Below are 25,058 nucleotides of genomic sequence, written 5' to 3' on the forward strand. Positions count from 1 at the left end.
AGATTCACTAAGAGGAGTTAAAGTATGAGAGGGAGATACTGCCTTTTGTTTTTGAGGCAAGGTAGAAATACCTTGTGAATCTTGATTAGCAAAGGTAAGAGAAAGAGAAAGGGATTCGTGAGTTTGGGCGTGAGGAGCAATCACATCATTAAAGATAAAAAGATTCTGTGGTTTATCGTGTTTAAGTTTTTCTAAAAGTGGAGTAGTAGGCAAGGTATAACCATAAAGACTTAATCTCTCTCTTTGAGTAGATTCACCAATAACAAGCACAATATTATCAATAGGATTTTGTGTAGGCTGCACTTCTAAACTTTGGGCAAGTTCATCAAATTTGTGATTGAGTTTTTTGTATTCTTCAATGAAAGCGCGGGTATTCATAATCGCACGATAGATTTGCCTTGTATCATTATAAAGCATATCGCTCCAATCCTCATTGAGCGGCTTAGTCTGTGTGAGAATCATCACTAAGATAATGCCAATACCCACACCAAGAGCGTTATAGAGAGTATAGGCAATCTTTAATGAGGGGGAAATAGGCTGAATAATACGCCAAAGCACAAAAATACAAAGCACAAAAAACGCGTAAATGCCACAAATTGCAGGGGTGATGTAGTTATGCAAAAACTCCGCACTCTCTTTTGGATTTGTCTCTAGGGCAACAATAACAAGATAGGAATTGAGATTAGTATCAAAAGTATAGAGCAAAAATATATCGATAATAAAGCATATACAACTTAGAGCAAAAATAATCCACGCTAATGCCACTCCAAGCCGCTTTGGCAGCACAGAAAGAAACCAAAATACCAAAAAATAACTCACACAAAGCAAAAGCTCACGATAAAAAAACGAGCTAAACCAATACAAATCCCAATGCTTGGTATAGACAAAATATTGTGAGCCAAAGAGGACAATGCTATTGAGAAAAAGTAAGATGATGTAGATTCTAAAAAGTGTGGAATTGCTAAGAAGTTTCATTCAAGCTCCAATTTGTGCATAATCAAATATCGTGCGCCTAGATAAAATACGATGCTAAAGCATAAAGAAAGCGCGCAATAACTTATATGAAAACCTTTATTGCTACCTAAATCAAATCCTGCAACAACAGAAATCAAAATTATAAAAAAAAGACTTTGGATTAAAAGCGCAAAGCAAAAACCCTTAAAAAGCACAAAAGTGCGGATTTTGAGGGCATTAAGCAAGGCGGCAATAAACAAAATAAGCGTGATATAATATATAGATTCTATGAGTATTGTAGGGAGTAGCTCAGCAATATAAGCAAAGGTGGCAACTCCAACACCCTCAAAAAATACACTAAGAAAGATTAGAGGAGAAAGCAGTAATGCCGCTAGAATCCACAATAATAAATGAATAATTTTTGAGAGCAAAATGCTATCAAGGCTAAGAGGCAAGGTAAGTGTCAAATACCCCCTATCGCCAAAAATCTCTACCCAAAATGTTTGAAATGCGCGCACAATAAGCAAGATTACAAAGGTGATATATGCGCCAATACTTATTGTGGATAAAAATGTCCCAAGAATTGTAACAAGAAAAGCAGAAAAAAGAATCTCATAAGTATAAAACAAGCTAAACAACAATGCCCCAAGTATGCCTATGCTATAAGCAAAGCCTAGAGGCTTCAAGCTAGAAAAAAATTCATATTTAAAAAATATCCAAAATCCTTTCATCAGCTAACCCCTACTATTTCACAAGCAAATATTGCATAGAATCTAATGTTTTCTCCCCGCACAAAGCAATAAGTTTGAAACTCTTTTGTATTTACGCACTTCATTTGTGAATCCTACTTAACTTTTTATATATCTATACAAACCTTGCCACTTCAGCCTTAAACGCTTTTTGGAGATCTTCATATTGTTGCATTATAGATTCTATGTCTTTATAATACAACATACGCCCCTCATACAAAAAAATCACATCACTTAAAATTGGCTGCACATCATTGACAAGATGTGTAGCAAGAATCACGCTTGAGTGTGAAGAAACAGATGTTTTAATTAGCTCAAAGACTTTTTCTCTTGAATAGGGATCAACCCCAGCGATTGGCTCATCAAGCACATAGAGCTTTGCTTGACGCGCAAGAGCAAGAATAAGATGTAATTTTTCAATATTCCCCTTAGAGAGGCTTTTGATAGAAGAAGTGAGAGAGATATGCAGAGATTCACACATTTGCGTAGCCCTTTGCTTATTAAAATCAGCAAAAAAGGAGGCAAAATATTCCATACATTGCAATGCGTTCATTCGGGGATTTAAAATATTTCTATCGGGCAAATACGCGATGATTTCTTTTGTATAAAGATTTGGCTTTTGCCCATCAATAAGCACTTGTCCTTGATACTGATGCAAAAGCCCCACTAAAATCTTAATCAAAGTGCTTTTGCCACTCCCATTTGGTCCAAGCAAACCAACAATGCGTCCTTGAGGAATGCTAAAACTCACATCGTTTAAAGCCGCTGTATGAGCGTAAGTTTTACTTAAATGCGTGATTTGAACAAGAGGATTAGACATATTCACTCCGCAAACAAAAATGGGCTACCCTGCCTCTAAAGCTTACATTTATAACAAATGCAAAGAGGGAGGGAGATTGAAGAGTAAAGATATTAGAGTTTAGACTCGTAGCGGCGAAGCATATAGAGTCGTTTGAGCATTTTTTTCTTCGCGTTTGTCTTTTGTTTTTTACGCTTTTCGGTTTTAGATTCAAAAAATCTACGCGCGCGCACTTCTGTTACGACAAGATTGCGGTCGGTTTGCTTTTTGAACTTTCTATACGCTTCCTCAAAAGATTCGCTTTCTTTGACTTTAATACCGGGCATATTCTCACCTGCTTTCTTCATAAAATTAGGGCGATATTCTACTTTGATTTTGTTGTAAATTTTCTTAAATGCACATTTGTAAAGTGAGTTTTAAGAATTTTTAGCTAGAATGCCAAGCTTACAATGCTTGTGCTCGTAGCTCAGCTGAATAGAGCAACAGGTTGCGGTCCTGTAGGTCGGGGGTTTGAATCCCTCCGAGCACGCCATTTACTGATACCTCTTTGCATTTCTTTAAGATTCTTATGTCCTCTCAATACGCATCAATACATTTTGTTATTCTTTATCTTGCTATAAAACCTTTTACGCCTTTATTAAGAATATGTATTCTTAATAGTGCTTAATCTCGTGCAGCACGCAAATATGAAGGAACATCAAGCTCATTATCAAATAAGCCGTTTTGCTCCTTAAATGATTGAGAAATAATGCGGTAGTTATCATTAATATCCTGTATGGCTTGCGCCTGTGATATTTGTTGTTTTTCTTGGATAGCAGGAGCATTATTATCAGTAACCATTTCTTTTTCAAAACCTGTGGCAATAATCGTAACGCGCACATAATCAGTATCTATATCTGTGCGCGTATAGGTGCCGTGAATGATGTCTGCATCTTCATCAGCCACAGAGCGAATAATTTCCATAGCATCGCTCATAGCAACCATTGGATAATCATCGTGAAACTCAAAGCTCACAAGCACACCTTTTGCGCCTGTAATATTTAAATTATCAAGCAAGGGGGATTCTATGGCTGCGCGCACAGCTTCAACAGCTGCATTATCACCCTTTGACTCGCCAACACCCATAAGAGCCAAACCTTTATGGCTTAGAGCTGTTCGCGCATCGGCAAAATCCACATTTATACCTTGTGCGCTGTGCTTTAAAATCACATTTGACATACCATTTACTGCACGAGCAAGCACATCATCAACAATGCGCAATGAAGCTTTGTAGCCAAGATTACGAGGAATAATAGCAAGTAAGCGCTCATTAGGAATCACTACGATGCAATCACTCTCTGCCTTAAGATTCTGTAAGCCCTCTTCAGCAAATTTTGCGCGCTTATTCCCCTCTGATTTAAAGGGTTTAGTGACAACAGAAATTGTAAGCGCACCTACTTCCCTTGCAGCCTTTGCCACCACCGGAGCTGCCCCTGTGCCTGTGCCACCACCAAGCCCAGCACATACAAATACAATTTGTGCGCCACTTAATGTAGCTTTGAGCTCCTCATAAGTCTCTAATGCCGCTTTCTCACCTACTTCTGGTTTCGCTCCTGCACCCCAGCCCCCCGTGAGCTTCTCGCCAAGTATCATTTTTACTTGAGCATTTGTCGTGTATAAGTCTTGTTTATCAGTATTTGCCGCTATAAGCTTCACAGCTTGATGTGGATATGTGCTTGCTAGGTGGGTAATCATATGTGAGCCACCGCCACCCACGCCAATAGCTACAATCCTAACACCCGGCGATTCTGGCTGAATTTCTTGTATATCAACGAGATTTGCGTTTTCCATCTAACCCTCCTAAAATAATTGACTTATCCACTTATAGAATCTTACAAAAAGATTGTTACTTTTATCTGTTTTGGATGGCATAATATCTGATAAATCATCAATTTGCACGATTTTTGAACTCAAAGTTTGCTCCTCACGAGCATTTTTTGGTAACTCAAGATTGTGTATATCTGTGCTTTCTCTAGTAATGGTGCTTTTTTTATAAAGAATATTTCTTTCACAATCCATTTCATAATTTGTATGTTGTCCTGCCCCGTGAAGAATTAAGCCTACTGCTGTCGCTCCATCTGTGCCTCTTAAACGATCAAAAAGCCCATCTACTGATATAGGTTTAGAGATTCTCACAGGTTTGCGAAAAATACTCGAAGCACATTCTTGCATACCCTCTAAATTTGCCATACCACCTGTAAGCGTAATACCTGCGCCGATTTTATCTTTTAAACCACTCTTTTCAATACTTTTTGCCAAAAGCTTCAAGGTTTCCTCAACCCGAGCAAAAATTACCGCGTGAATAATCTCTAGAGAAACAAGCTTTGTCGCATTCTCGCCTGTCATCATTGATACTTTAATAGATTTTGTTTTGTCCTCATCGCTTAAAATGAGTTTGCCACATCCTGTTTTAATCTCCTCGGCAATGCTGGGGTGAGCATTTAATGCGGTAGCTAAGTCAATAGTGATATTATGCGATCCCACACTTAAAAAATCACAATAACGCATAGAATATCCACTATAAATCATCAAATCGCAGGTTTGCCCACCCATATCTAAACACGCTACGCCAAGCTCTTTTTCTTCATTACTTAAAACCGCAATTGATGAAGCATAAGCGCTCAAAACGATATTTTTAATCTCAATACCCGCCTCACGCACAGCGCGTTTTAGGTTTTCAAGTGCTGTTTTTTTAGCCGTAACGATATGCACAAAGGCTTCAAGGCGCGAGGCACTCATACCCATAGGATCTTCAGCATAGCTTTGCCCATCAAGCCTAAACTCATAAGGCAATGCGTGGATAAGGGTATGATCTTCAGGAATTGCTGCATTATAGATAGCTGTTTGCATCACGCGATGAATCTCTTTCAGCCCGATTTCATTGTTTGGAGCATTGACAATCGCGGTTTCTCGAATACTCTTTGTATAAGCACCAGAGAGTGAAATAATCGCCTTATCAATCTGCTCACCTGAAACCATTTTGGCATCATTTACAGCATTGCGTATAGCTGTGGAAGCTTGTTCAATATTTGTAATTGAGCCTTTGCGCACACCTTCGGCTTTGTGCATACCTGTGCCGACAATATGGGGGGTGCCATCATCTTTTATCTCGGCGATAATAGCATAAATCTTTGTGCTACCAATATCAATACCTAAAATAATCCGATCCACTTGTGCCTCACTTGCTTACATCAATATAAATGGTAGTTTTGTAAGTTTGCTCAAGATATTCTGCCAACGCATCAAGGGTTGCTTCAATCTTTGCATTTTTAGCAAATGCTATCATTTCATTATCTTGCGTTGGAGAATGGCTTAAAGTCTGCTCAAGCACACGATATAATACAACTTTATCATCAAAAAGCACATACCCCTCGCTCTCTTGTGAGCCAAATACTTGAGAAAGGAAATGCGCCTTTTGCTCATTTGAAAGCGTAGGGATAGATACAGAAGAAGCGAATCTATCCCCTAAGGAAACAAAACCAGTATTTATGCCACTAAAATTTTTGACACTCTCTTTAGCAAGATTAACAAGCTCTTCTTTTGCCTTTTGATGCTTATACATTTGCGTAACTGCCTCTTTAGCCTCTTCAAAGCTTTGGTTAATGCTTTCTTTCTTATGTAGAATTTTCAAGGTTACAAAACCCTCATCAGCCTCAATAGGCTGCAAAACTTGCCCCTCTTGGGCTACTTTCATATCTGCTACAACCAAATCAACTCCATTATGTATAAAAAATCGTTCATCTTCTTTCAAAGTGCGCACAATGCCACTCTTATCTCCATTTTTTAAATCACGATAAGCCCTTTTGGCAGCACTTTCTGCCTCAAGCTTTTGCACATCTTGTGTGAGCTTATCCTTACTCTGCTCCATACTTAATAATTGCCCATTCTCATCTAAATAATCACTTTTAAAGTTTTCATAATGCTCTTTAAGTGCCTCTTCACTAGGATTTTGCTCGTTAAAAGGAATGAGGATATATTCTATCTCAAATTCCATAGGACTCTTCCAATTATCCGCATTTTTCTGCCAAAATGCCTTAAGCTCCTCATCATTGACACTCACTTGTATTTGAGAGAGAGGGATAGTCTTTATCATAAGTTTATCACTAATGCTATGCGTCATTTTGAGGACATCTTTTTCTAATGGTGTAGCAGACCATAGGGCGAGCGTTTCTGCCCCACCCACATTCATTAGTTTCAATACCTTTTGCAAAAGAAGTGTATTGCGTATATCCTCTTCAAATTCACTTTTACTTAAGCCCATATCCCTCAAAGCTGCTTCATACACAGTTTGGCTAAATTGCCCATTTTCATCAACATAGACTTTTTCATCAATAATCGTTCGCCCCACTTCCTCATCGCTTACCATTAAGCCCAAATCGTGTGCAAAATTAAGAAGCTGGGTTTGCTGAATCATCTGTTGGAGGGCTTGCTGGGGTAAGCCTAACTGCTTTGCTTGAGCCTCATCAAGCGTAAGACCAAATCGAGTTTGCATCATTTCTGCATTTGTCCTAAAAATCCTACTATATGTCCTTTGAAATTCCGGTATGTGAATATCAATCTCCCCCACCTGCGCAACTTTATCATTACTTAAGCCAAACCCATAAGAACCCCAATTTACCATTCCAGCACCAATAAAGGCAATGGCACTAATCCAAATGGTAATAACAAGCCATTTCTTATGTTTTTGCATCCAAGTAATCATTAATCTCTAACCTTTGTAGCTCTTGTCATAAAATTAAACTTATAATTGTAGCATAAAATGCACCAAAGGGCGCAAATTGGATTTTACCATATAAATTATAATTGTATCATTTTCTTCATTGTATTTCTAAAATGGCAAATCATAGCACTGCTCATAAATTAAAGATATAAAATCCCTTATATAGAGCAGTGAGTATGGCTTCATCAAAATACAATTATTCTGTGGTGGACCTTGCAGGATTTGAACCTGCGACCAATCGGTTATGAGCCGAGTGCTCTGACCAACTGAGCTAAAGGTCCGCGCTCGGCATTATACTCAAAAACACATCTAAAGGCAAGAATGCCTTGCGTTAAAAACTACGAAATCCAAACGCTCTAAGAAGTTGAGAGAAAGGATCTAACCGAGAGCTTGTATTATACTCAAAAACGAATCTAAAAGCGAGGATACTCTCAAGGATTGTAAAAAGCGTCATAAAGGTAACAAAACTCGTCCCGCCATAACTCATTAATGGCAATGGGATTCCCACCACCGGAGCTAAACCTATCACCATACATACATTAACCCCTACATACAAAAAAATCAAAATGGCAATGTAGCTTGATACAACGCGCAAAAAATAATCCCGCGTATAGCTGAATCCAAGGCTTAAAATATGCACGACTATGCCAAAAAAAAGTGCCAAAAGCGAAAATGCGCCAAATAAGCCAAACCGCTCTACAAAATAGGCAAATACAAAGTCTGTATTGGCATAGGGCAAGAATTTAAGTTGGGATTGTGTGGATTCTTCTTTTGATTTGCCAAAGAAGCCACTTGCACCAATAGCAATAAGCGCTTGATTGACTTGATAGGGAGATTTATCGGATACAAAGTCCATAATGCGCCTTTTTTGGTAGTCTTTGAGCGGATCAACCACATATGCCACAGGCGCAAGAAATACCACGACAAGTCCTAATGCAAACCAGATTCTTTTATTTACACCAATAAGAAAAAGTGTGCCAAATCCGGTGAGGAGAATCACCATTGCTGTGCCTAAGTCTGGTTCTTTTAAGATGATTAAAAAGGGGAGAAGAATGAGAAAACTAATAATACAAAATTCTTTTATGCCATAGCCATCTTTGGGGGGCGGATTTGTTGTAATATATGAAGCCAAAAGCAGCATCAATGCGATTTTCATAATCTCACTTGGCTGAATTGAAAAGCTTGTAAAAGGAATATCCACCCAACGTTGCGCCCCTAACTTTTGCGTCCCAATAAAATGCACGAGTATAAGCAGCAGCACACACATACCATACGCCACCATAATCACAACATTAAGCTGCCTAAAAGGCACAAAAAATAAGAAAACCATCAAACCAAAGCTTGCGGCAATATATTTAATTTGTTTAGCAAATAAAGCAGAATCAAGCTCACTTATCAAAAAAAGAGAAATACCTATGAGCGGGAGTATCAAAACCACTAAAATATAGTCAAAATGTGCTAGAATCCGTCTATCAATCACAATTTTTCCTCAATACATAAAACTTAGGGCAGGGATAATGCAAAAGCTCATTGTATCAAATATTGACTTAAATAATGGCAAATTACGACTTGATTCATTTTTGAGCGCACAACTTGGTAGTAGCAAAAATCAAATTCATCATCTTATCAAAAATAAAAAAGTCTCTCTTAATGGCACACTTTGCGCAAAAAATGGCACTTTGCTTAAAGTGATGGATAATATCGAAGTGGCACTTTGTGAAAAGCATTCAATGTCCCCTCCTAAAGAATCCACGCCTATACACTCTTTAAGCGCTCCTCTCTCTTTTGATGCAAAAGATAAATGTTTTGATATTGCAATCCTCTATCAAGATGATGATATATTGATTATCAATAAGCCTCCTCATTTGGTTGTTCATCAAGCTCCAAGTCTCAAAGAGCCTACCCTTACAGATTGGCTTAAAGCCAATGCGCATATCTTGCATACACTAAGCGGTGAAGAGAGATATGGCATTATTCATCGCCTTGATAGGCAAACAAGCGGAGCTTTAGCCATTGCCAAATCCCCTCTTGCATACAAGATTCTCCCCCAGGAGCTTAAAGAGCGACAAATGGGACGATACTATCTTGCCATTATTGATATGCCCCTAAAAAATCATCAGCAAGTGCAATGCTTTATGGGGCGTAACCCACATAATCGCCTCAAAATGAGCAAGATTCATATCAAAGAAAATGCCCCTATCCCTAAAGGAGTGCGAGATTCTAAAAGCTCTTTTATAAAACTTGCTACTGCCGATAATGGCAAATGTGAGCTTTTAGCAATCAAGCTTCACACAGGCAGAACACACCAAATTCGCGCACATTTAGAGAGTCTCTCGCGTCATATTCTAGGCGATACCCTCTATGGATACAAAAGCAGTGTGGATACTTATCATTATAAACAAAGAATCTTGCTCCATTCCTATATACTTTATCTCAAGCACCCAAGAAGCGGGCAAAATTGCACTTTTAAAGCCCCTATTTTAACAGATATGCTAGAATTTCTCCAAAGACATTTCACAAAGGATTTGCCTGATGATTGCCAAAATATTATGGACTTGCTTGAAAGCGATAGGATTAGGCACGCTTTTAGGTATTTTTCTTAGCGCGTGTGCTTCCCTCAACGCACCCTTGCAAAAAGATAGCTCCCTCTCTCCTCCAGATTCTATCCATACTATCGTTGATGTTTCATCTGTGGGCTTTGAGTGGAATCTTATCCAAAATGAAAACGCACAAGGCTTTGTTATTTATCGCTCTAAACCCAATAGTAGGGAATTATTTGAGATAGAGAGAATCAAAAATCGCTTTGCTACACATTATTATGATCATCACTTAAAACCCCAGACAACCTATCTCTATGGCATTGCAACTTTAGGTGAAAATAATACAATTTCACAGGCAATGAGAACAATTGAAATCAAAACCTCATTTATTGATGCCATAGAGAGCGTTTTTGCGACAAATAGCAAGCCTCGTGCAATCAAAATCATCTTTTCACCCCACCCCAATCCTAGTGTAGATTCTTATCTCATACAGCGCCTCAACAAAGCAGGAGAGTTTAAAACCATAGCAAAAATCCCCCACCGCTTAAGCGCGGAGTATTTTGATGAAAATTTGCAAAATGGAAAAACTTACACCTACCGAGTCATTGCAAAAAGTTTTGAAGGCATAGAAAGCAAACCATCACAAAGTGTGAGCGCGCGCACTATCCCTCAACCCGCACCCATTGAAAATATACAAGCAAGCAATGATTTAGCCCGCGCTATTTCTATCACTTGGCAGGAAGCCCCAGATACGCAAGGAGTGAGCAAAAAGCTTTATAAAATCTCTTATTCTCTTAATGGAAAAAGCTATAAGCATCTTGCCACCACGGACAAGACACAATACACACATAAGCTCACTGATAAAGAAGATGGGGTAAGCTACTACTACCAAGTAGTGCTTTTAGGTGATAATGGATTGCAAGGGCATCTAAGTAGCTACCCAGCTAAAGGCTCAAGCCTCCCTCCACCAAGCACTCCAAAACATTTTGAGGGTAAAATGCTTGATAACAAAGCCACGCTTTCGTGGCAAACGCCAAGCGATGAGCGCATTGTAAGCTATGTTGTCTATCGCAAAGAAAATGGCTTATGGACGCAGAGTGCGAGGTTTATTGATATATACGATACGCATTTTATTGACAAAGAAATGCAAGAAGACAAGGTTTATGCTTATAGCGTAGTAAGTATTGATAAAAATGGTATAGAATCTGCCCCCACACCAGAGATTAAACTCCAAAAAGCCAAACCATAATGCCTCATTTTCTTGCCTCACATATTACCTTGCCACCCCTGCCTTTTACACAAGGGGATTTTTGCTTTGAATACGAAGCTATACACTCTAAGCACCCACATCAATCACTCATTCTTGTAAGGCATAAAGACAAGGCATTTTTTTTACGCAAACAAGAGCGTGTGGTAAAACATAATAGTATCCTTAAGGGCGAAAAAAATGCTGCCAAAATACACACAGGCATTATTAAAGATGCATTGAAGATTCTTAGTCAGTTTCAAGATTCACTCCTTAGCCATAATCTTAGCGATAATTCGCCTCGACAAAATCTCCAATCCCCCTATCTTAAACGCATAGAGTTTTTTTTAACCTTCACACAAAGCTTTTTGATAGAAATAGGCTTTGGTTCAGGACGTCATCTTTTGCACCTAGCTCAAAACAATCCTCATCTTACTTGCATCGGTGTAGAAATTTATAAGCCCTCTATTGAGCAGATTCTAAGACAAATTGAGCTTTTGGGCTTAAAGAATCTTTTTGTGATTAATGCCGATGCGAGAATCTTGCTTGAGATTCTCCCTACTCATAAGGCACAAGGAATCTATTTACATTTCCCTGTGCCTTGGCATAAAAAGCCCCATAAGCGCGTATTTTCACAGAGATTTTTGCAAGAATCTTTGCGTGTTTTAGATGAGGGGGGCTTTGTGCATTTGCGCAGTGATGATGAAATTTATTTTAAAGATGCGCTTAACCTTGCTTTAAATGAGCCACATATCCACCTTGAAGTGCATAAAAATGCCAAGATTCCTATCACAAGCAAATATGAGGCACGATGGGAGAAGCAGCAAAAAAATATCTATGATATGAAAATTTTTCAACAAAACACACAAAATGCCACAAAAAATCATCAAAGATTCTTTAGTTTTGATAAGATTCTAAGAAAAAATGTGGATAATTATGCAAATTTTCCATATAAAAAGATTGCTAAAGATTGGTTTTTACATATCGGTAGTCTGTATTGTGCGGGAGATGTGTATGTGTTAGCATTGTGTTTTGGAGACTTTTTTCAACCTCAAAATGCGTTTTTGCAAATTGCATTTTCTCCTACTCAATCTACGCATTACATCGGTGGTAATCCTATCCCCACACAAGCAGCTATTAAAGCACATACGCATTTGATGCAAATTCTAGCACAGGAGTAAAATTTGAGCGCAATTATCGAAGCAAAGAATCTTAATCTAGGGTATAACGATGAGCTTGTCATTAAAGATGCGACTTTTAATATCAATGCCAAAGAGTTTGTATTTATCACAGGAGCTTCAGGGAGCGGGAAAAGCACTATTTTAAGCTCGTTTTTTGGGCATTTAGGCGTTAAAGGTGGGCATTTAAGTGTGTTTGGAGTGAGTATGCAAAAAGCCTCAAAAAATCGCATTAATACCCTGCGCCGCAGCATTGGAATCGTCTTTCAAGACTATAAACTCATTAAAGAATGGAATATTGAGCGCAATGTAATGCTTCCTATGGTTATTAATGGTTACAAAAAAGAGGTATGCAAATCGCAAGTTGAAAAGCTTCTTGTGCATATTAAGCTCTCTCATAAAGCAAACAAATTTCCCCTAGAGCTAAGCGGTGGTGAGCAACAACGCGTAGCAATGGCGCGCGCACTCGCACATAACCCAACAATTATTCTTGCCGATGAGCCCACAGGTAACCTTGATGATTATTCAAGTGAATTGATTTGGAATCTCCTTAAAGGCGTCAATGAGCAGCTTGGCATCACAGTGGTGGTTGTAACCCACAGAATGCCAGATAGAATCAATATTCCATTTAGACGACTACATATTGAAGAAGGAGTAGTATATGAATTTGCTTAGGAGACATTTAGCACTGATTATCCCCCTTCTTGCTCTTCTTTTTAGCTTTGAGAGCATTATGCTCGTTAATCGTGCTGTGAGTAAGCACGAAAACAAACTTTCTGATAATTACTCGATTGTCATTGCCTCTCAAAGTGCGCTTACACTTGATAAGATTCAAAGCTTTATCCGTGAAGCAAAAGAACTTAAAGCAATCTCGCCTGATTATATGATGAATGAACTCAAAAAAGAATTAAGTCGCGAGAGCCTTGAGACATTGCAGAGGGAATTACCATTTTTTTACTCACTCAAACTCTCTGTCTTCCCCGATGAGGAGCGTTTGCAAAAAATTAATACTACACTCTCAAAACTTAATGGTGTAACCAAAGTAGAATCTTTTAGTAAAAGTCACTCTCAAGTATATAAGCTCTTACTTATTATCAAAAGTTCTATTATCGTATTTGCCTCACTCATTGCGATTTTGAGCTATATTTTAATGGTTAAACAAATTGAGATTTGGAAGTTTGAGCATAGCGATAGAATGGAGATTATGGCATTTTTAGGCGCTCCGGCTTGGATGAGAAATGGTATTTTGTTCCGCCTTGCATTCATTGATTCTATCATCTCAACCATAGCCATTATCGCAGGTGTGGCTTATATCATTAATCACGACAGAATGCAAGAGGTGATGCGCACACTTGAAGTAACAAGCGATATATTCCGCGTAGGCAGTGATTTTATTATTCTCCTTTTCACATCAATACTTGTATCGATTGTTTCGGTGGTTTTTGTCATTATTAAACAAAAAGACCTGTAATAATGAGGGGTTTTGGCTATCTTGCAATCTGTGCTATTGCAAGTGTATGTATGGCAAATATTGACCAACGCACTGCAAAAAACAAGCTTGCTACTGCCAAATCCCAAGAAGCAGCTATTAGCAAAAAGCTTGATGATTTAGGCAAGGCGATTAATGCCAAAAATCGTGAGCTAACCCAGCTTGGAGCACAGATTAGCACCCTAGAAAAAGATATTACACAAAATCAAGGCAAATCCCAAAACCAAGAACAAACGCTTAAAGATTCTCAAAAAAAGCAAAAATCACTTCTTGAGCAAAAACGCAAAAGCGAGGAGCAACTCATTAAGCTTCTTACTCAAAATATGGCTTTTCATATGATGATTAGTCGTTCTGCTGATATTGATTCTGTTGATGGAGTAGTAGAATCTTATGTTTATCAAATCCTGCACAATAACACACGAAATGCTATTAAGACACTTAATGCCAAACAAAATATTCTTAATAATGAGATAAAAAAAATCGCAAGCACCATTTCACACCTTCAAAGTTCGATTAAAACACAAACAGACAAAAAGGAGCGTTTAGAGCGCACCAAAGAGCAACAAAAAGCAACTCTTGCCAAAATGCAAGCGGATTTAAAAATCTATGATAAGCAGTTAAGGGATATTGTCAAAGAGCGTCAGAATCTCGATAATATCCTCTCAAATCTCAATATCGTAAAAGAGCAAAAGCGCACAGATTCAAACCAGCAAGCCTTTATTAATAATCAAAAAGACCCAAATAGCATTAAAGCTCCAAAGCAGTTTGGCACTTCATATCGCGATGTGCCAACGATTGCCTATAGAGGTGCAAAAACATTTCCACCGCTCGATAATTATGTAATTGAAAAAAAATTTGGACCTTATTTTGACCCGGTATATAAATTTAAGATTTTTAATGCGGCTATTATGTTTAATCCCAAAGCTACAAATGCAAATGTAAAAAATGTGCTTGATGGTAAGGTGGTATATGCTAAAGACGCGCCCGGGCTTAAAAAAGTAGTGATTATTGAGCATACTAATGCTATACATACTATTTATGCCTATATGGATAAAATAGAATCTTCAATTAAAACAGGGCTAAATATCAAAAAAGGCACAATCATTGGCAAAGTCAATGAACGCCTAAGTTTTGAGATTACACAAAAGGATAAACATATCAATCCAGCGGATTTTATTAAATTACATTAAAAAAAAAAAACTTAAGTCGATATTGTATCACTTTGGTTAATCTCAAGGAGGAAGCTATGGTTAATGATATAAATACCACAAATAAAATTGACAACACAGACGCAATTAAAACACAGCTTGTCAATATGGTGAATTCAAGCGGAAGAGTGGCTACAGAAGATACGCGTCCATCAGAGGTGCGCAGACAGGAAGAGTTTGCTCAATTTCAAGATAAAGAAAATAAAAAGAAGCTTGAGAGTGAGTTGCGCGAATTAAGCAAAAAGCTTAATGATGAAATGAAGCGTGTTGGCACGGATCTTAGTTTTTCATATAATGAAAATATCCCGGGGCTAAAAGTAACTGTGAAAGAAAGTAACAGTGATAAGATAATACGCGAGATTCCATCTAAAGAAGCGATTGAGCTTATGAAAAAAATGCGCGAAGTGATTGGCGTGATTTTTGATAAGCAAGGCTAAATCTAGCCTAATTATCGCTTTATACATTAGCAATACCTTGCACTTGTATAAAATCCTAGATATTTAATAAGGAAGGAGGAAGTATGGCACTTGGCACATTAAGTTCGCTTGGGCTTGGAAGCAAAGTTTTAAATCACGATGTGATTGACAAACTAAGAGAAGCTGATGAAGCTTCAATCATTAAACCTATCGACAAAAAAATCGAACAAAATGTCGAGAAACAAACCGAGCTTGTTGCCATCACTTCTTCTTTGCGTAATTTGAAATCAAGCACGAATAAACTTGCTGATTATTCAACTTATTTAGGACGCTCAAGCAATGTCGTTGGTGATGCAATCAAAGCTACAATCTCTTCAGGTGTGCCAACCCAAGATATTAAAATTGATGTAGATTCTGTGGCAACCTCTGATATTAATGAAATAGGTTCAAAATATGAGAGTAGAGAATCTGCTTTTAGCCAAAAAGATGTGGTACTCAAGTTCAACCACAAAGGTCAGGATTACAAAATCGATATTAAGGCAGGTATGGAGCTAGGCGAGGTAGCACAGCTTATTACTGATACGACAAAAGGCGAGGTAATGGGGATTGTGATGAAAACAGGTGGCTCAAATCCCTACCAACTAATGATTAACTCAAAAGATACAGGAGAAGCTTCGCGCGTATATTTTGGCTCAACCACAAGTGGCTCTGTCTTACCTAGCGGGGCATTTGAGCTTAATGATGGGGATTTTTCTATCACACTTAAAGATAAAAAAGGTAATGACAAAACCCTCTCTATCACATTGCCCAAAACAAGCACAAACTCCAAATCTCAAGATAATGCCCAAGCCCTCAAAGAAGCAGTCATTGCAGCAATCAAAGATGATTCTGACTTTGAGGGTATGCTTGATAATGATTTGAATATTGGCGTGGGTGGGGCAAATAGCGATATACTTACAATCAATGATAGACGCGGATACAAGGTTATTATCGAGGGGAATAAATCCCAAATGTTAGGCTTTGGTGCAGACAATAAAAGCACAGATAGTGATGATTTAATGGTAGCAACCAAAAGTGTGGGCGCAGGGCTACTCAAAGGCACAATTAATATAGGAAGTGTCCCGCTTGATTTATCCACGCTCACGAGCAAGAAAAATACAGCCGCACAAAATGCAAAAAATATAGCAGAGGCGATTAATAATATTGCGGGAATCTACGCTTCTGTCGATAGTGAAGGCAGACTTGTGATTAATTCTGATACAGGAGAAGTGAATATTTTTGCCAATAATGATCCAGAGAGCAAAAAGGCACTTGAGGATTTAGGCTTAAAATCAGGTGTTACAATGGATTATGCTAAAACGCAAGAAGAGCTTTTCAAAATACGCAAGGTACAGGCTGCTGATGATGCGGTATTTTCATATAATGGCATTTCTATGAGACGCCCTACAAATACCATAGAAGATGTAGTAAGCGGGGTTAATATTGAGCTTCTTACAACAACTGAGCCAGGAAAGCCTGCTGTGATTAATATCACACGCAATGATGAAGAGATTATAGAAAATGTGAAAAAATTTGTAGAGGCTTATAATGAGCTTGGATTAAAACTTGATGAAGTTACGCGTTATGATGAAGATTCAAAAATAGCAGGTGTTTTTAATGGAAATAGTGATATTCGTATGATACGTCCTGCGCTTAATCGCATTTTTTCTACGACTGTTACAACAGAAACTGAAATCAAGGGGCTTGCACAGTATGGATTATCTCTTGATGAAAAAGGCGTGATGAGCCTTGATGTGAGCAAGCTTCAAATGACTCTAAGCTCTGACCCACAAGGCACACAAGAGTTTTTTTATGGAAGCGTTCAAACATCAGAATTTAAGGAGGTGCAAATTGATGGTGTGTTTAAAAAATTCAATCAAGAAATTGATAGGCTTTTAAATGGTGGCAATGCGCGATTGAAACTACTTGAAGAAAGTCTCACGCGAGATGATAAAAAATTGCGTGAAGATCGTAAAAAAGCAGTTGAACAGCTCAATACGCGCTATGACATTATGGCACAAAGGTTTGCAGCCTATGATTCTCAAATTTCTAAGACAAACAATGCTTTCAGTAGCGTTCAGCTGATGATTGATCAATCTGTGGCTAAAAAATAAGGAGTAACCAATGCATAGCAACAACGCTTATAACCTTTATCAACAAAATTCGGTTTCTGTAGAATCCCCCGTTAAGCTCATAGAGATGCTTTATGAAGGGATTTTGCGCTTTTGTGCTCAAGCAAAGCGACATATGGAAGCAGAGGATATTGAGAAAAAAATCTACTACATCAACCGCACGACAGATATTTTCACAGAACTTCTCAATACGCTTGATTATGATAAAGGTGGTGATGTGGCAGTATATCTCACAGGACTTTATACACACCAAATCAAGCTCCTTACACAAGCAAATGTGGCAAATGATACCAGTAAGATTGATATTGTTATGAATGTAGCCAAAGGACTTTTAGAAGCGTGGAGAGAAATTAACCAAGATGAGTTGGCTCGATAAACTTAAAATTGCCCTGCTCAACGAAGATGATCAAGGTGCATTTCTCCTTGTAGATAATCTCCCGCCAAGTCTTGAAAATGCTCCACTTGAAGATAAACTCCAAGCCTTAGAGCTTATTAGCCAAACAAAAGCACTCTTAGAATCAAAGCAGATTCAAGCTAGAATTCATATGGAGCAGATTCAAGCAGCAAAAAAATTCCTCGAAAACACACCCTAAAAGAGCATTAAACACAAAAAACAAACGTTAAAAAGCACTTTTTTTGTGTGAAGTTTTCAACAAAAAAAAAAAAAAAACCACCTAGTCTTGACTTTAAATTTTAAAATGAGTAGAATAGGCACGCCTAGAAATTTTAGAACAAGGAGTTTGGTTATGAATAAGGCAGAGTTTGTAGAATTGGTTAAGAAAGTCGGCAGTTATAGCACAAAAAAAGAAGCTGAACAAGCAGTAAGTGCTTTTACAGAAGCCATTTCTAAAGCCCTTTCTCAGAAAAAAAGTGTCGAGCTTGTTGGTTTTGGTAAATTTGAAACAGCTATTCAAAAAGCAAAAACTGGTAAGGTTCCTGGGACAAATAAAACATATAAGACACAAGAAAAATCTGTGCCTAAGTTTAGACCTGGAAAAGGCTTGAAAGATCAAGTAGCTAAGACTAAAAAATAACTCTCTAATGCCCTAGTGGCTACGCCATTAGGGATTTTAGACTTTCCCTTACACTTTTTCCCTCAATAATAAGACTAACCTCTCTTGCAATGGGTGTGTAGATATTCTCTCTTTGTCCTATTTCTGTGATTGCTTTGGCAGTGATTACGCCTTCAGCAACCTCACCAAGATCTTCTAAAATCTGTGCAATAGGCTTATTCTCTGCTAATCCTAGTCCTACACGATAATTTCGCGACATTGTAGAATTTGAAGTCAAAAACAAATCTCCTGCACCAGAAAGCCCTAAGAATGTTTCCATTTTTGCACCAAAATGTTCCCCAAAACGACTCATTTCCACCAAACCACGAGCCAAAAGAGAGGCTTTTGCATTTGCGCCACAATGCAAGCCATCGCAGATTCCCCCTGCTATGGCAATCACATTTTTATATGCCCCAGCAACTTCACCACCCACAACATCAGGGCTTGCATAAGTTTTGATAAAATGTGGCATTAATGTGCCAAACTCACGACTTAAGCCTAAATTTCGCGAATGTATCACAAGTGCGCAAGGAAGAGCATTGAGGACTTCAGAAGCAAAGCTAGGACCACAAAGATAGGCAATATGTTTATGTGGGATACGCTCCTCCATAATATCACTCACAAACGCCCCACTTCCAGATTCTATACCCTTACTCGCACAAAGTATTTTAATATGATGGGGCAGGGCGGCATTACAAAGCCACTCGCGTAAAGCACTTGTAGCAATTGCCATTACAAAATAATGTGAATCAAGCCCTTGATGATGTGTAACTTGTTTGATAGGCAAATGGGCATTGGCTGAAAGCCTTTCATTAAGTGGTGCAAGGAGGGCGCTAATATCGCGCCTTGAGACAATGCACACTTCATTTTTTTCAGCCAACGCAAAGGCTAAAGCCCTCCCCCAAGCTCCACCACCAAAAATAGTGATTGTTTTCATTTAAGCCTCACTTGTGCAAAAAAGCTACATTATTTGTGCTAAAAATTAAAACACATAGCTATAAGTTAAAAAAATTTGTGTGGTATAGCTCCACGGATTTTCCCTCATTGCATCATTTGAGGCGATATGCTCTCCTAGCCACATTGCCCCACCACCTTGAGGCGCACCACCCATAGCTATGTATGCGTCATTGTTTGAAAGCTGCGTTTGTTTAAATGTGAGCATAAGGCGATGTGTTTTAAGAATAGTTAATGTCATACCAATGCTATTCACCCAGCCAGAATACGCCACCATATTGCCATAATTATAGGCATTCTCATTAGAGCGCACCCCATCATCATAGGACTTGACTTTTCCACCGCGTCTTTGTGTATTAATCTCTAAGCCATTTGAGGCAAATATCTCAAACTTTAGTCGAGAATTAGATTTGATAGCATAATTAAGCTTTAATCCCACGCCATAGCGAGAATTTGGCGCTTCAACACCATTACCACTTAATGCGGTATTACCCATTTCAAGTTCTGCTTCTGAATACCCCTCACTTGAGAAGCTATCAGCCTTTATTGATAGCTTTTTATCTTCTTCAGTTATCGCCTCTTCACTTTGTTGCTCTTCTGCAACTTTTGGTGGCTCTGTCACTTGTGTAGGCAAGGAAATATCAAGCATTTCTTCATCATTCATAGGGGCAACCTCGATTCCATACGCGCTCATCACCACACATACAAAACTCACAAAAAACACAAGTTTTTTCACTTTTTGCTCCCCATATTTGCTTAAATATATATTTGATTATATTGTCAAATCGGCATTTAAAGTATATCTTATAATGACCGATTCACTATGTAGAATCTTTTAATTATATAAAAAATTCTTTAAAAATTTTATAAAAATTTTATCGGCTTTAGCCTATACTAGCACTTTACATTCCAAGATTCCTACACAAAAAGGCTTATAATGTCAGCGTATGAGACAATTATCGGATTAGAAGTGCATGTGCAGCTCAATACTCAAACAAAAATTTTTTGCTCCTGTGCCACGAGCTTTGGCGATGAACCCAATAAAAATGTCTGCCCCACTTGTCTAGGCTTACCCGGTGCTTTGCCCACGCTTAATCGTGAAGCTGTGAAAAAGGCTATCGCTTTTGGCACAGCCATTAATGCCACAATCAATCAAAATTCTATCTTTGCGCGTAAAAATTACTTTTATCCCGATTTGCCCAAAGCCTATCAAATTAGCCAATTTGAAATTCCAATCGTAGGGCGCGGCAATATTGAGATTGAATGCAATGAGCAAACAAAAACTATCGGCATTACACGCGCTCACCTTGAAGAAGATGCAGGAAAAAATATCCACGAGGGGCAGCACTCAAAAGTCGATTTAAATCGCGCTTGCACACCTTTGTTAGAAATTGTCAGTGAGCCTGATATGCGTAGCTCTGATGAAGCCATAGCCTATCTCAAAAAACTGCATTCTATTGTGCGCTTTTTAGGTATAAGCGATGCAAATATGCAAGAGGGGAGTTTTCGATGTGATGCAAATGTCTCTATCCGCCCAAAAGGCGATGAGAAGCTCTACACACGCGTAGAAATTAAGAATCTTAACTCCTTTAAATTTATCCAAAAAGCCATTGAATACGAAGTAGAGCGGCAAATTGAGGCGTGGGAGAATGGCACTTATAAAGATGAAGTTGTGCAAGAAACAAGACTTTTTGATACAGCCAAAGGCTCTACACGCTCAATGCGGGGCAAAGAGGAGGCAGCAGATTATCGCTATTTCCCAGACCCAGACCTACTCCCACTCTTTATTGACAAAGCCCTTATGCAAGAGGGGCAGAAGATTCCAGAAATGCCCGATGAAAAAAGGGCGCGGTATGTGCGAGATTTAGGGCTTAAACCCTATGATGCGGGGGTGCTTACAGGTAGTCTTGAACTCGCCCTTTATTTTGAAGCAATGTTAGAATGCGGGGCAAGTGCTAAAGGTGCGCTTACTTGGCTTACCACAGAGCTTTTAGGACGCCTAAAGGGCGAAAATACTCTGCAAACCTGTGGGATTGCCCCTAGCACTCTTGCTACACTTGTCAAGCGCATTGAAGAGGGCAAAATCAGTGGCAAAAGTGCTAAAGAAATCCTCGATGTGCTTGTAGAAAAAGGGGGCGATGTCGATAGTCTCATAGATTCTATGGGATTAGCCCAGCTCAATGATGATGGGGCGATTTTAGCTGTCATTGAATCTGTGTTAAGTGCCAATGCCGATAAAGTGAGTGAATACAAAAGTGGCAAAGATAAGCTCTTTGGATTCTTTGTAGGGCAAGTGATGAAAAACGCCAAAGGCGCGAATCCTGCGCGTGTTAATGAGCTTTTAAAAGAAAAATTAAAGTAACAAGGCTATGCTTTATACTTTTATACCTCTCAAATCTTTTATGCAAAAGTATCAAACATTGCACCCAAAGCCAGAAAACATAGAATCTTTTGTGCAACATCTTACAACTTACTTTTCGCGCCTTGCAGATTCTAGGCATTCTCGCACAAGCGCGGAAGAATTTGAGAAAAATATCTTGCGTGATTTACTCCAAAACACCTTTGCTTATAACACCAACACGCGCGATAAAATCGATTTAGCCATTTATGAAGATAATGCGCCTAAAGTGATTTTTGAATGTAAAAGTTTGACAAATAAGAATGAATTTATTAATGGGGGGGGGGGTAAATAGACATTACTCGCAAGATTCACAAGAAAAGAGCTTAGAATCAAAAGCCTTTTATGAAAGTATCCTCTATTACCTAAGAGAGAGCCTCACGCATAAAAACAACAATATCACTCATATCATTCTTACCAACACGCGCGATTTTTATTGTATTGATGCGCAAGAATATAGCCAATTTGCCCATAATCAACGCATTATAAAAGCCTTTGAAAATTGCGAAAATAAAGAGGGCAATGACTCTAGCACCAAAAGATTCTATGATGAGCTAAAAGATATTATCTCCTGCCTTGATACCACGCTTAGTTACACACATTTTGCGCTTATAGAGGATATTTTACACGATAAAGATTTGCTGCCATTATTGTATGCGATTCTAAGCCCACAGGTGCTTTTAAAACGCAAGAGCTATATTGATGCAAACACGCTCAATACAAGCTTTTATAATGAATTTCTCTATATTCTAGGTTTAGAGGAAGTTACACAAGGAGCCAAGATTCTTATCACGCCTAGCAAAGTGCGACATACACTTTTTGATGCTCTATGCTGTGCTTTCGACTATGATAAGCAAAGCGATTTTGAATCTGCCTTTTCTTTGCTTGGCACTTGGAGTAATCGCCTCTTATTTTTAAGACTTTTAGAATCTATGCTACTTGAGTTTAAGCACATTGATAAGCCATTTTTAGATACACAAAGCATTAGTGATTTTAAGACACTGCACACCCTCTTTTTTGATGTATTAGCTCAAAGTGAGGAGATGAGAGATTTGACTTTGCCCAAGTTTTTTCAATCTATCCCTTATCTCAACTCAAGCCTTTTTGATAAAACCGCGCTTGAGAGGGAGGGCAAAGAAATCAAATCCCTAGAGAATAAGCCCCTAGCCCTTTATAAAGATTCTATTCTTTTTAAAGACAAATACCTTTATAATACCCTCAAATTAGCGCATACTGATGCAAGTTTGCCACTTTTAGAGTATCTCTTTAGCTTCCTTAATGCCTATAATTTCACAGCTACTGCGCAAGAAAGTCATCAAATCTATTATGACAAACTCATTAATGCCGCAGTGCTAGGGCTTGTCTTTGAAAAGCTTAATGGCTATAAAGAGGGCAGTTTTTACACGCCGAGCTTTATCACAAGCTATATGTGTAAGCAATCCCTGCAAAAAGTCGTGCTGACAAAGTTTAATGCTACTAAATCTTGGCAATGCACCACCCTAGAGGAGCTTAAGCACCAGCTTGATAAGCTCACAGATTCTAAAGTAGGCTACAAAGAAGCAAATGATATTTTTAACTCTTTGCGTATTTGCGACCCGAGCGTGGGCAGTGGGCATTTTCTCGTCTCTGCCCTCAATGAACTCATTTTTCTTAAATTTAGCTTAGGTATTCTCTGTGATGAAAATTATGAGCGACTAAAAGATATTACTTTACACATCAAAAATGATGAAATTATCGTGCGAGATTCTGCATCTAAGCTTTTTACTTACACCCTTCCCGCACACGAAAATATCGAATCTCATAAGATTCAAAAAGCACTTTTTTATAATAAAGCCATATTGATAGAATCTTGCCTTTTTGGCGTGGATATTAATCCCAATTCTTGCGAGATTACCAAACTCCGCCTTTGGATAGAGCTACTTAAACATAGCTTTTATAAAGATATTTCAAATAAGCGTCTAGAAACCCTCCCAAATATAGATATCAACATCAAATGTGGCAATAGCCTTGTGTCGTATTTTGATTTACAAGAGCACGATAAAAACAAAAGCAAGCCAAAAAGAGGCACATTTGCGTGGCTAAAAAATGACCGAAGTTTTGCTAGAAATTTTAAAGAAAAGCTCCTGCGCTATAATCACCTCGTGCAGAGCTATAAAGAAAAGCTCGGCAGCAAGCAAGAGCTTGAGCGTGAAATAAAAGAGATTGAGATATATTTTAAGAACACACTTGTGAATAATGGCTATCTTATGGAATCCTTAAAGGAACACCTTAACGCGTTTGTTTGTAGCTATGGCGATGAATGCTTTGATATGCAAACACCCTTTGGTATGGAGATGATTAAAATCATAAGAGAGGAGCGAAAAAAAGAAAATCCAGAACACCCCTTTAGATTCCAACCTAGTTTTGAAAGGCTAGAACCTAAGCCCATAGACAAAAGGGCTCAAGATTTACTCGCAAATGTCCACAAGGACTTTCTTGCTTTAGAATCTCTGCGTAAGGGCTTACGCGAAAATGAAAGCTTTGAATGGCGTTTTGCATTCCCCGAAGTGCTAAGCTTAGAATCTTTTGAGCAAAAGCAAAGCCGCATAAGCGCCCACAATACAAGCAAATACACCCAAAGCAAAGAAAAACTAGACATAAAAGATACTTTTGGGGATTTTGTAGGCTTTGATTTAGTCATTGGCAATCCGCCTTATATGCAAGTGCCAAAAGGGATTTTTAATCCAAATATTTATCCTTATAGTGAGGCTAAAGACAAAGGCAAACAAAATCTTTATAAAGTCTTTATTGAGCAAGGATTCAACTTAGCAAAGCAAAATGGCATTGTATCTTTTATCACTCAAAGTTCTATAATGTGTGATTTGTCCGCACAATACACAAGAGAATTGCTCCTTAGAGAGACTCAAATGCACTATTTTGTGGAGTTTAAGAAAAACCAAAAGCTTTTTACTAATGTAAGTCAAGGTGTTTGTATAATCGAATTTCAAAAAACAAAACCTAGTATCAATCAAAGCTTTAATATCGCTATCAATGTAGAATCTACAATGGATAATATAGACTTTGAAGCTATTAGCCAAGAACAAATTTTAGATTTCTTTCCACTCTATGAAATTCCGCTTATCAAAAAAGGCGAAATGCCTATCTT

24 protein-coding genes and 2 tRNA genes are annotated in these 25,058 nt (G+C 38.3%); 15 read left to right on the plus strand and 11 right to left on the minus strand.

From position 1 onward, the window contains the following. The 4 genes from J1E28_RS04285 to rpsU all read right to left on the minus strand — a co-directional run. Positions 1–975: sulfatase-like hydrolase/transferase (locus J1E28_RS04285; RefSeq protein WP_291027112.1), on the minus strand; the 975-nt coding region annotated here is incomplete at its 3' end. Continuing rightward, a complete protein-coding gene (locus tag J1E28_RS04290; RefSeq protein WP_291027114.1) occupies positions 972–1,685 on the minus strand; it encodes a hypothetical protein in 714 nt (237 codons plus the stop codon). The genes J1E28_RS04285 and J1E28_RS04290, both read right to left, overlap by 4 nt. Before the next feature lie 133 nt (positions 1,686–1,818). Continuing rightward, positions 1,819–2,523, minus strand: a complete 705-nt coding sequence (locus J1E28_RS04295) for an ABC transporter ATP-binding protein (protein WP_291027116.1) — start codon at positions 2,521–2,523, stop codon at positions 1,819–1,821. A 92-nt stretch (positions 2,524–2,615) separates the two neighbouring features. Next, the gene (gene rpsU / locus J1E28_RS04300; RefSeq protein WP_291027118.1) at positions 2,616–2,828 is read right to left on the minus strand and encodes a 30S ribosomal protein S21; all 213 of its coding nucleotides are present in this window, start codon (positions 2,826–2,828) and stop codon (positions 2,616–2,618) included. Positions 2,829–2,957: 129 nt separating this feature from the next. Here rpsU and J1E28_RS04305 point away from each other — a divergent pair. Next, a tRNA-Arg gene (locus J1E28_RS04305) sits at positions 2,958–3,034 on the plus strand. A gap of 131 nt (positions 3,035–3,165) precedes the next feature. On the opposite strand, the gene ftsZ is transcribed toward J1E28_RS04305, so the two are convergent. The 5 genes from ftsZ to J1E28_RS04330 form a co-directional block, all read right to left on the minus strand. Beyond that, positions 3,166–4,332: a cell division protein FtsZ gene (gene ftsZ, locus J1E28_RS04310; RefSeq protein ID WP_291027120.1), complete on the minus strand. Its 1,167-nt coding sequence runs from the start codon at positions 4,330–4,332 to the stop codon at positions 3,166–3,168. A gap of 9 nt (positions 4,333–4,341) precedes the next feature. Next, positions 4,342–5,712 carry a cell division protein FtsA gene (gene ftsA, locus J1E28_RS04315; protein ID WP_291027122.1) on the minus strand — a complete coding sequence of 457 codons (1,371 nt, stop codon included), beginning with the start codon at positions 5,710–5,712 and terminating at the stop codon, positions 4,342–4,344. A gap of 7 nt (positions 5,713–5,719) precedes the next feature. Beyond that, a complete protein-coding gene (locus J1E28_RS04320; protein ID WP_291027124.1) occupies positions 5,720–7,243 on the minus strand; it encodes a peptidylprolyl isomerase in 1,524 nt (507 codons plus the stop codon). 222 nt (positions 7,244–7,465) lie between these two features. Continuing rightward, positions 7,466–7,542: transfer RNA gene (locus J1E28_RS04325), tRNA-Ile, on the minus strand. A 50-nt stretch (positions 7,543–7,592) separates the two neighbouring features. Continuing rightward, positions 7,593–8,741, minus strand: coding sequence for an FtsW/RodA/SpoVE family cell cycle protein (locus J1E28_RS04330; RefSeq protein ID WP_291027126.1), 1,149 nt, complete (start codon positions 8,739–8,741; stop codon positions 7,593–7,595). A 37-nt stretch (positions 8,742–8,778) separates the two neighbouring features. Here J1E28_RS04330 and J1E28_RS04335 point away from each other — a divergent pair, with 37 nt between their 5' ends. From J1E28_RS04335 to J1E28_RS04385, 11 genes are all read left to right on the plus strand, one after another. Next, positions 8,779–9,864 (plus strand): RluA family pseudouridine synthase, encoded by a 1,086-nt coding sequence (locus J1E28_RS04335; protein WP_291027128.1) that lies wholly within the window; start codon positions 8,779–8,781, stop codon positions 9,862–9,864. Further along, positions 9,794–11,050: a hypothetical protein gene (locus tag J1E28_RS04340; RefSeq protein ID WP_291027130.1), complete on the plus strand. Its 1,257-nt coding sequence runs from the start codon at positions 9,794–9,796 to the stop codon at positions 11,048–11,050. The genes J1E28_RS04335 and J1E28_RS04340 overlap by 71 nt, the downstream gene beginning before the upstream one ends. After that, a complete protein-coding gene (gene trmB, locus J1E28_RS04345) occupies positions 11,050–12,228 on the plus strand; it encodes a tRNA (guanosine(46)-N7)-methyltransferase TrmB (RefSeq protein ID WP_291027131.1) in 1,179 nt (392 codons plus the stop codon). Before J1E28_RS04340 ends, trmB begins: the two co-directional genes overlap by 1 nt. A 3-nt stretch (positions 12,229–12,231) precedes the next feature. Beyond that, positions 12,232–12,900: an ABC transporter ATP-binding protein gene (locus J1E28_RS04350; protein WP_291027133.1), complete on the plus strand. Its 669-nt coding sequence runs from the start codon at positions 12,232–12,234 to the stop codon at positions 12,898–12,900. Continuing rightward, on the plus strand, positions 12,887–13,696 hold the full coding sequence (locus J1E28_RS04355; RefSeq protein WP_291027135.1) for a cell division protein FtsX: 810 nt from the start codon (positions 12,887–12,889) through the stop codon (positions 13,694–13,696). The genes J1E28_RS04350 and J1E28_RS04355 overlap by 14 nt, the downstream gene beginning before the upstream one ends. Before the next feature lie 2 nt (positions 13,697–13,698). Next, on the plus strand, positions 13,699–14,904 hold the full coding sequence (locus tag J1E28_RS04360; protein ID WP_291027137.1) for a peptidoglycan DD-metalloendopeptidase family protein: 1,206 nt from the start codon (positions 13,699–13,701) through the stop codon (positions 14,902–14,904). 56 nt (positions 14,905–14,960) lie between these two features. Further along, on the plus strand, positions 14,961–15,359 hold the full coding sequence (locus J1E28_RS04365) for a FlaG family protein (protein ID WP_291027139.1): 399 nt from the start codon (positions 14,961–14,963) through the stop codon (positions 15,357–15,359). Positions 15,360–15,442: 83 nt separating this feature from the next. Beyond that, positions 15,443–17,491 carry a flagellar filament capping protein FliD gene (gene fliD, locus J1E28_RS04370; protein WP_291027141.1) on the plus strand — a complete coding sequence of 683 codons (2,049 nt, stop codon included), beginning with the start codon at positions 15,443–15,445 and terminating at the stop codon, positions 17,489–17,491. A 10-nt stretch (positions 17,492–17,501) separates the two neighbouring features. Then, entirely contained in the window at positions 17,502–17,885 is a 384-nt protein-coding gene (fliS, locus tag J1E28_RS04375) for a flagellar export chaperone FliS (RefSeq protein ID WP_291027144.1), read from the plus strand. After that, positions 17,869–18,102 (plus strand): hypothetical protein, encoded by a 234-nt coding sequence (locus tag J1E28_RS04380; RefSeq protein WP_291027145.1) that lies wholly within the window; start codon positions 17,869–17,871, stop codon positions 18,100–18,102. The genes fliS and J1E28_RS04380 overlap by 17 nt, the downstream gene beginning before the upstream one ends. Before the next feature lie 105 nt (positions 18,103–18,207). Continuing rightward, a complete protein-coding gene (locus J1E28_RS04385; RefSeq protein ID WP_291027147.1) occupies positions 18,208–18,543 on the plus strand; it encodes an HU family DNA-binding protein in 336 nt (111 codons plus the stop codon). Between the two features lie 19 nt (positions 18,544–18,562). Here J1E28_RS04385 and J1E28_RS04390 read toward each other — a convergent pair whose 3' ends face one another. Both J1E28_RS04390 and J1E28_RS04395 read right to left on the minus strand, forming a co-directional pair. Continuing rightward, complete coding sequence (locus J1E28_RS04390; protein WP_291027149.1) at positions 18,563–19,498, minus strand: NAD(P)H-dependent glycerol-3-phosphate dehydrogenase; 936 nt, start codon at positions 19,496–19,498, stop codon at positions 18,563–18,565. Positions 19,499–19,543: 45 nt separating this feature from the next. Next, on the minus strand, positions 19,544–20,251 hold the full coding sequence (locus tag J1E28_RS04395; protein ID WP_291027152.1) for a hypothetical protein: 708 nt from the start codon (positions 20,249–20,251) through the stop codon (positions 19,544–19,546). A 201-nt stretch (positions 20,252–20,452) separates the two neighbouring features. Here J1E28_RS04395 and gatB point away from each other — a divergent pair, with 201 nt between their 5' ends. From gatB to J1E28_RS04410, 3 genes are all read left to right on the plus strand, one after another. Then, positions 20,453–21,877 carry an Asp-tRNA(Asn)/Glu-tRNA(Gln) amidotransferase subunit GatB gene (gatB, locus tag J1E28_RS04400; RefSeq protein WP_291027154.1) on the plus strand — a complete coding sequence of 475 codons (1,425 nt, stop codon included), beginning with the start codon at positions 20,453–20,455 and terminating at the stop codon, positions 21,875–21,877. Positions 21,878–21,884: 7 nt separating this feature from the next. Then, entirely contained in the window at positions 21,885–22,208 is a 324-nt protein-coding gene (locus J1E28_RS04405) for a hypothetical protein (protein ID WP_291027156.1), read from the plus strand. After that, a partial coding sequence (locus J1E28_RS04410) for an Eco57I restriction-modification methylase domain-containing protein (protein ID WP_291027158.1) occupies positions 22,189–25,058 on the plus strand: 2,870 nt, incomplete at its 3' end. The genes J1E28_RS04405 and J1E28_RS04410, both read left to right, overlap by 20 nt.

The sequence above is a fragment of the Helicobacter sp. genome, assembly GCF_022511165.1.
GTDB lineage: Bacteria > Campylobacterota > Campylobacteria > Campylobacterales > Helicobacteraceae > Helicobacter_C.

Coding starts and splice junctions, on each gene's coding strand:
- J1E28_RS04290 (WP_291027114.1), bottom strand. CDS start 1,685: ATGAAAGGATTTTGGATATTTTTTAAATATGAATTTTTTTCTAGCTTG.
- J1E28_RS04295 (WP_291027116.1), bottom strand. CDS start 2,523: ATGTCTAATCCTCTTGTTCAAATCACGCATTTAAGTAAAACTTACGCT.
- rpsU (WP_291027118.1), bottom strand. CDS start 2,828: ATGCCCGGTATTAAAGTCAAAGAAAGCGAATCTTTTGAGGAAGCGTAT.
- ftsZ (WP_291027120.1), bottom strand. CDS start 4,332: ATGGAAAACGCAAATCTCGTTGATATACAAGAAATTCAGCCAGAATCG.
- J1E28_RS04320 (WP_291027124.1), bottom strand. CDS start 7,243: ATGATTACTTGGATGCAAAAACATAAGAAATGGCTTGTTATTACCATT.
- J1E28_RS04335 (WP_291027128.1), top strand. CDS start 8,779: ATGCAAAAGCTCATTGTATCAAATATTGACTTAAATAATGGCAAATTA.
- J1E28_RS04340 (WP_291027130.1), top strand. CDS start 9,794: ATGATTGCCAAAATATTATGGACTTGCTTGAAAGCGATAGGATTAGGC.
- trmB (WP_291027131.1), top strand. CDS start 11,050: ATGCCTCATTTTCTTGCCTCACATATTACCTTGCCACCCCTGCCTTTT.
- J1E28_RS04355 (WP_291027135.1), top strand. CDS start 12,887: ATGAATTTGCTTAGGAGACATTTAGCACTGATTATCCCCCTTCTTGCT.
- J1E28_RS04360 (WP_291027137.1), top strand. CDS start 13,699: ATGAGGGGTTTTGGCTATCTTGCAATCTGTGCTATTGCAAGTGTATGT.
- J1E28_RS04365 (WP_291027139.1), top strand. CDS start 14,961: ATGGTTAATGATATAAATACCACAAATAAAATTGACAACACAGACGCA.
- fliD (WP_291027141.1), top strand. CDS start 15,443: ATGGCACTTGGCACATTAAGTTCGCTTGGGCTTGGAAGCAAAGTTTTA.
- fliS (WP_291027144.1), top strand. CDS start 17,502: ATGCATAGCAACAACGCTTATAACCTTTATCAACAAAATTCGGTTTCT.
- J1E28_RS04380 (WP_291027145.1), top strand. CDS start 17,869: ATGAGTTGGCTCGATAAACTTAAAATTGCCCTGCTCAACGAAGATGAT.
- J1E28_RS04385 (WP_291027147.1), top strand. CDS start 18,208: ATGAGTAGAATAGGCACGCCTAGAAATTTTAGAACAAGGAGTTTGGTT.
- J1E28_RS04390 (WP_291027149.1), bottom strand. CDS start 19,498: ATGAAAACAATCACTATTTTTGGTGGTGGAGCTTGGGGGAGGGCTTTA.
- gatB (WP_291027154.1), top strand. CDS start 20,453: ATGTCAGCGTATGAGACAATTATCGGATTAGAAGTGCATGTGCAGCTC.
- J1E28_RS04405 (WP_291027156.1), top strand. CDS start 21,885: ATGCTTTATACTTTTATACCTCTCAAATCTTTTATGCAAAAGTATCAA.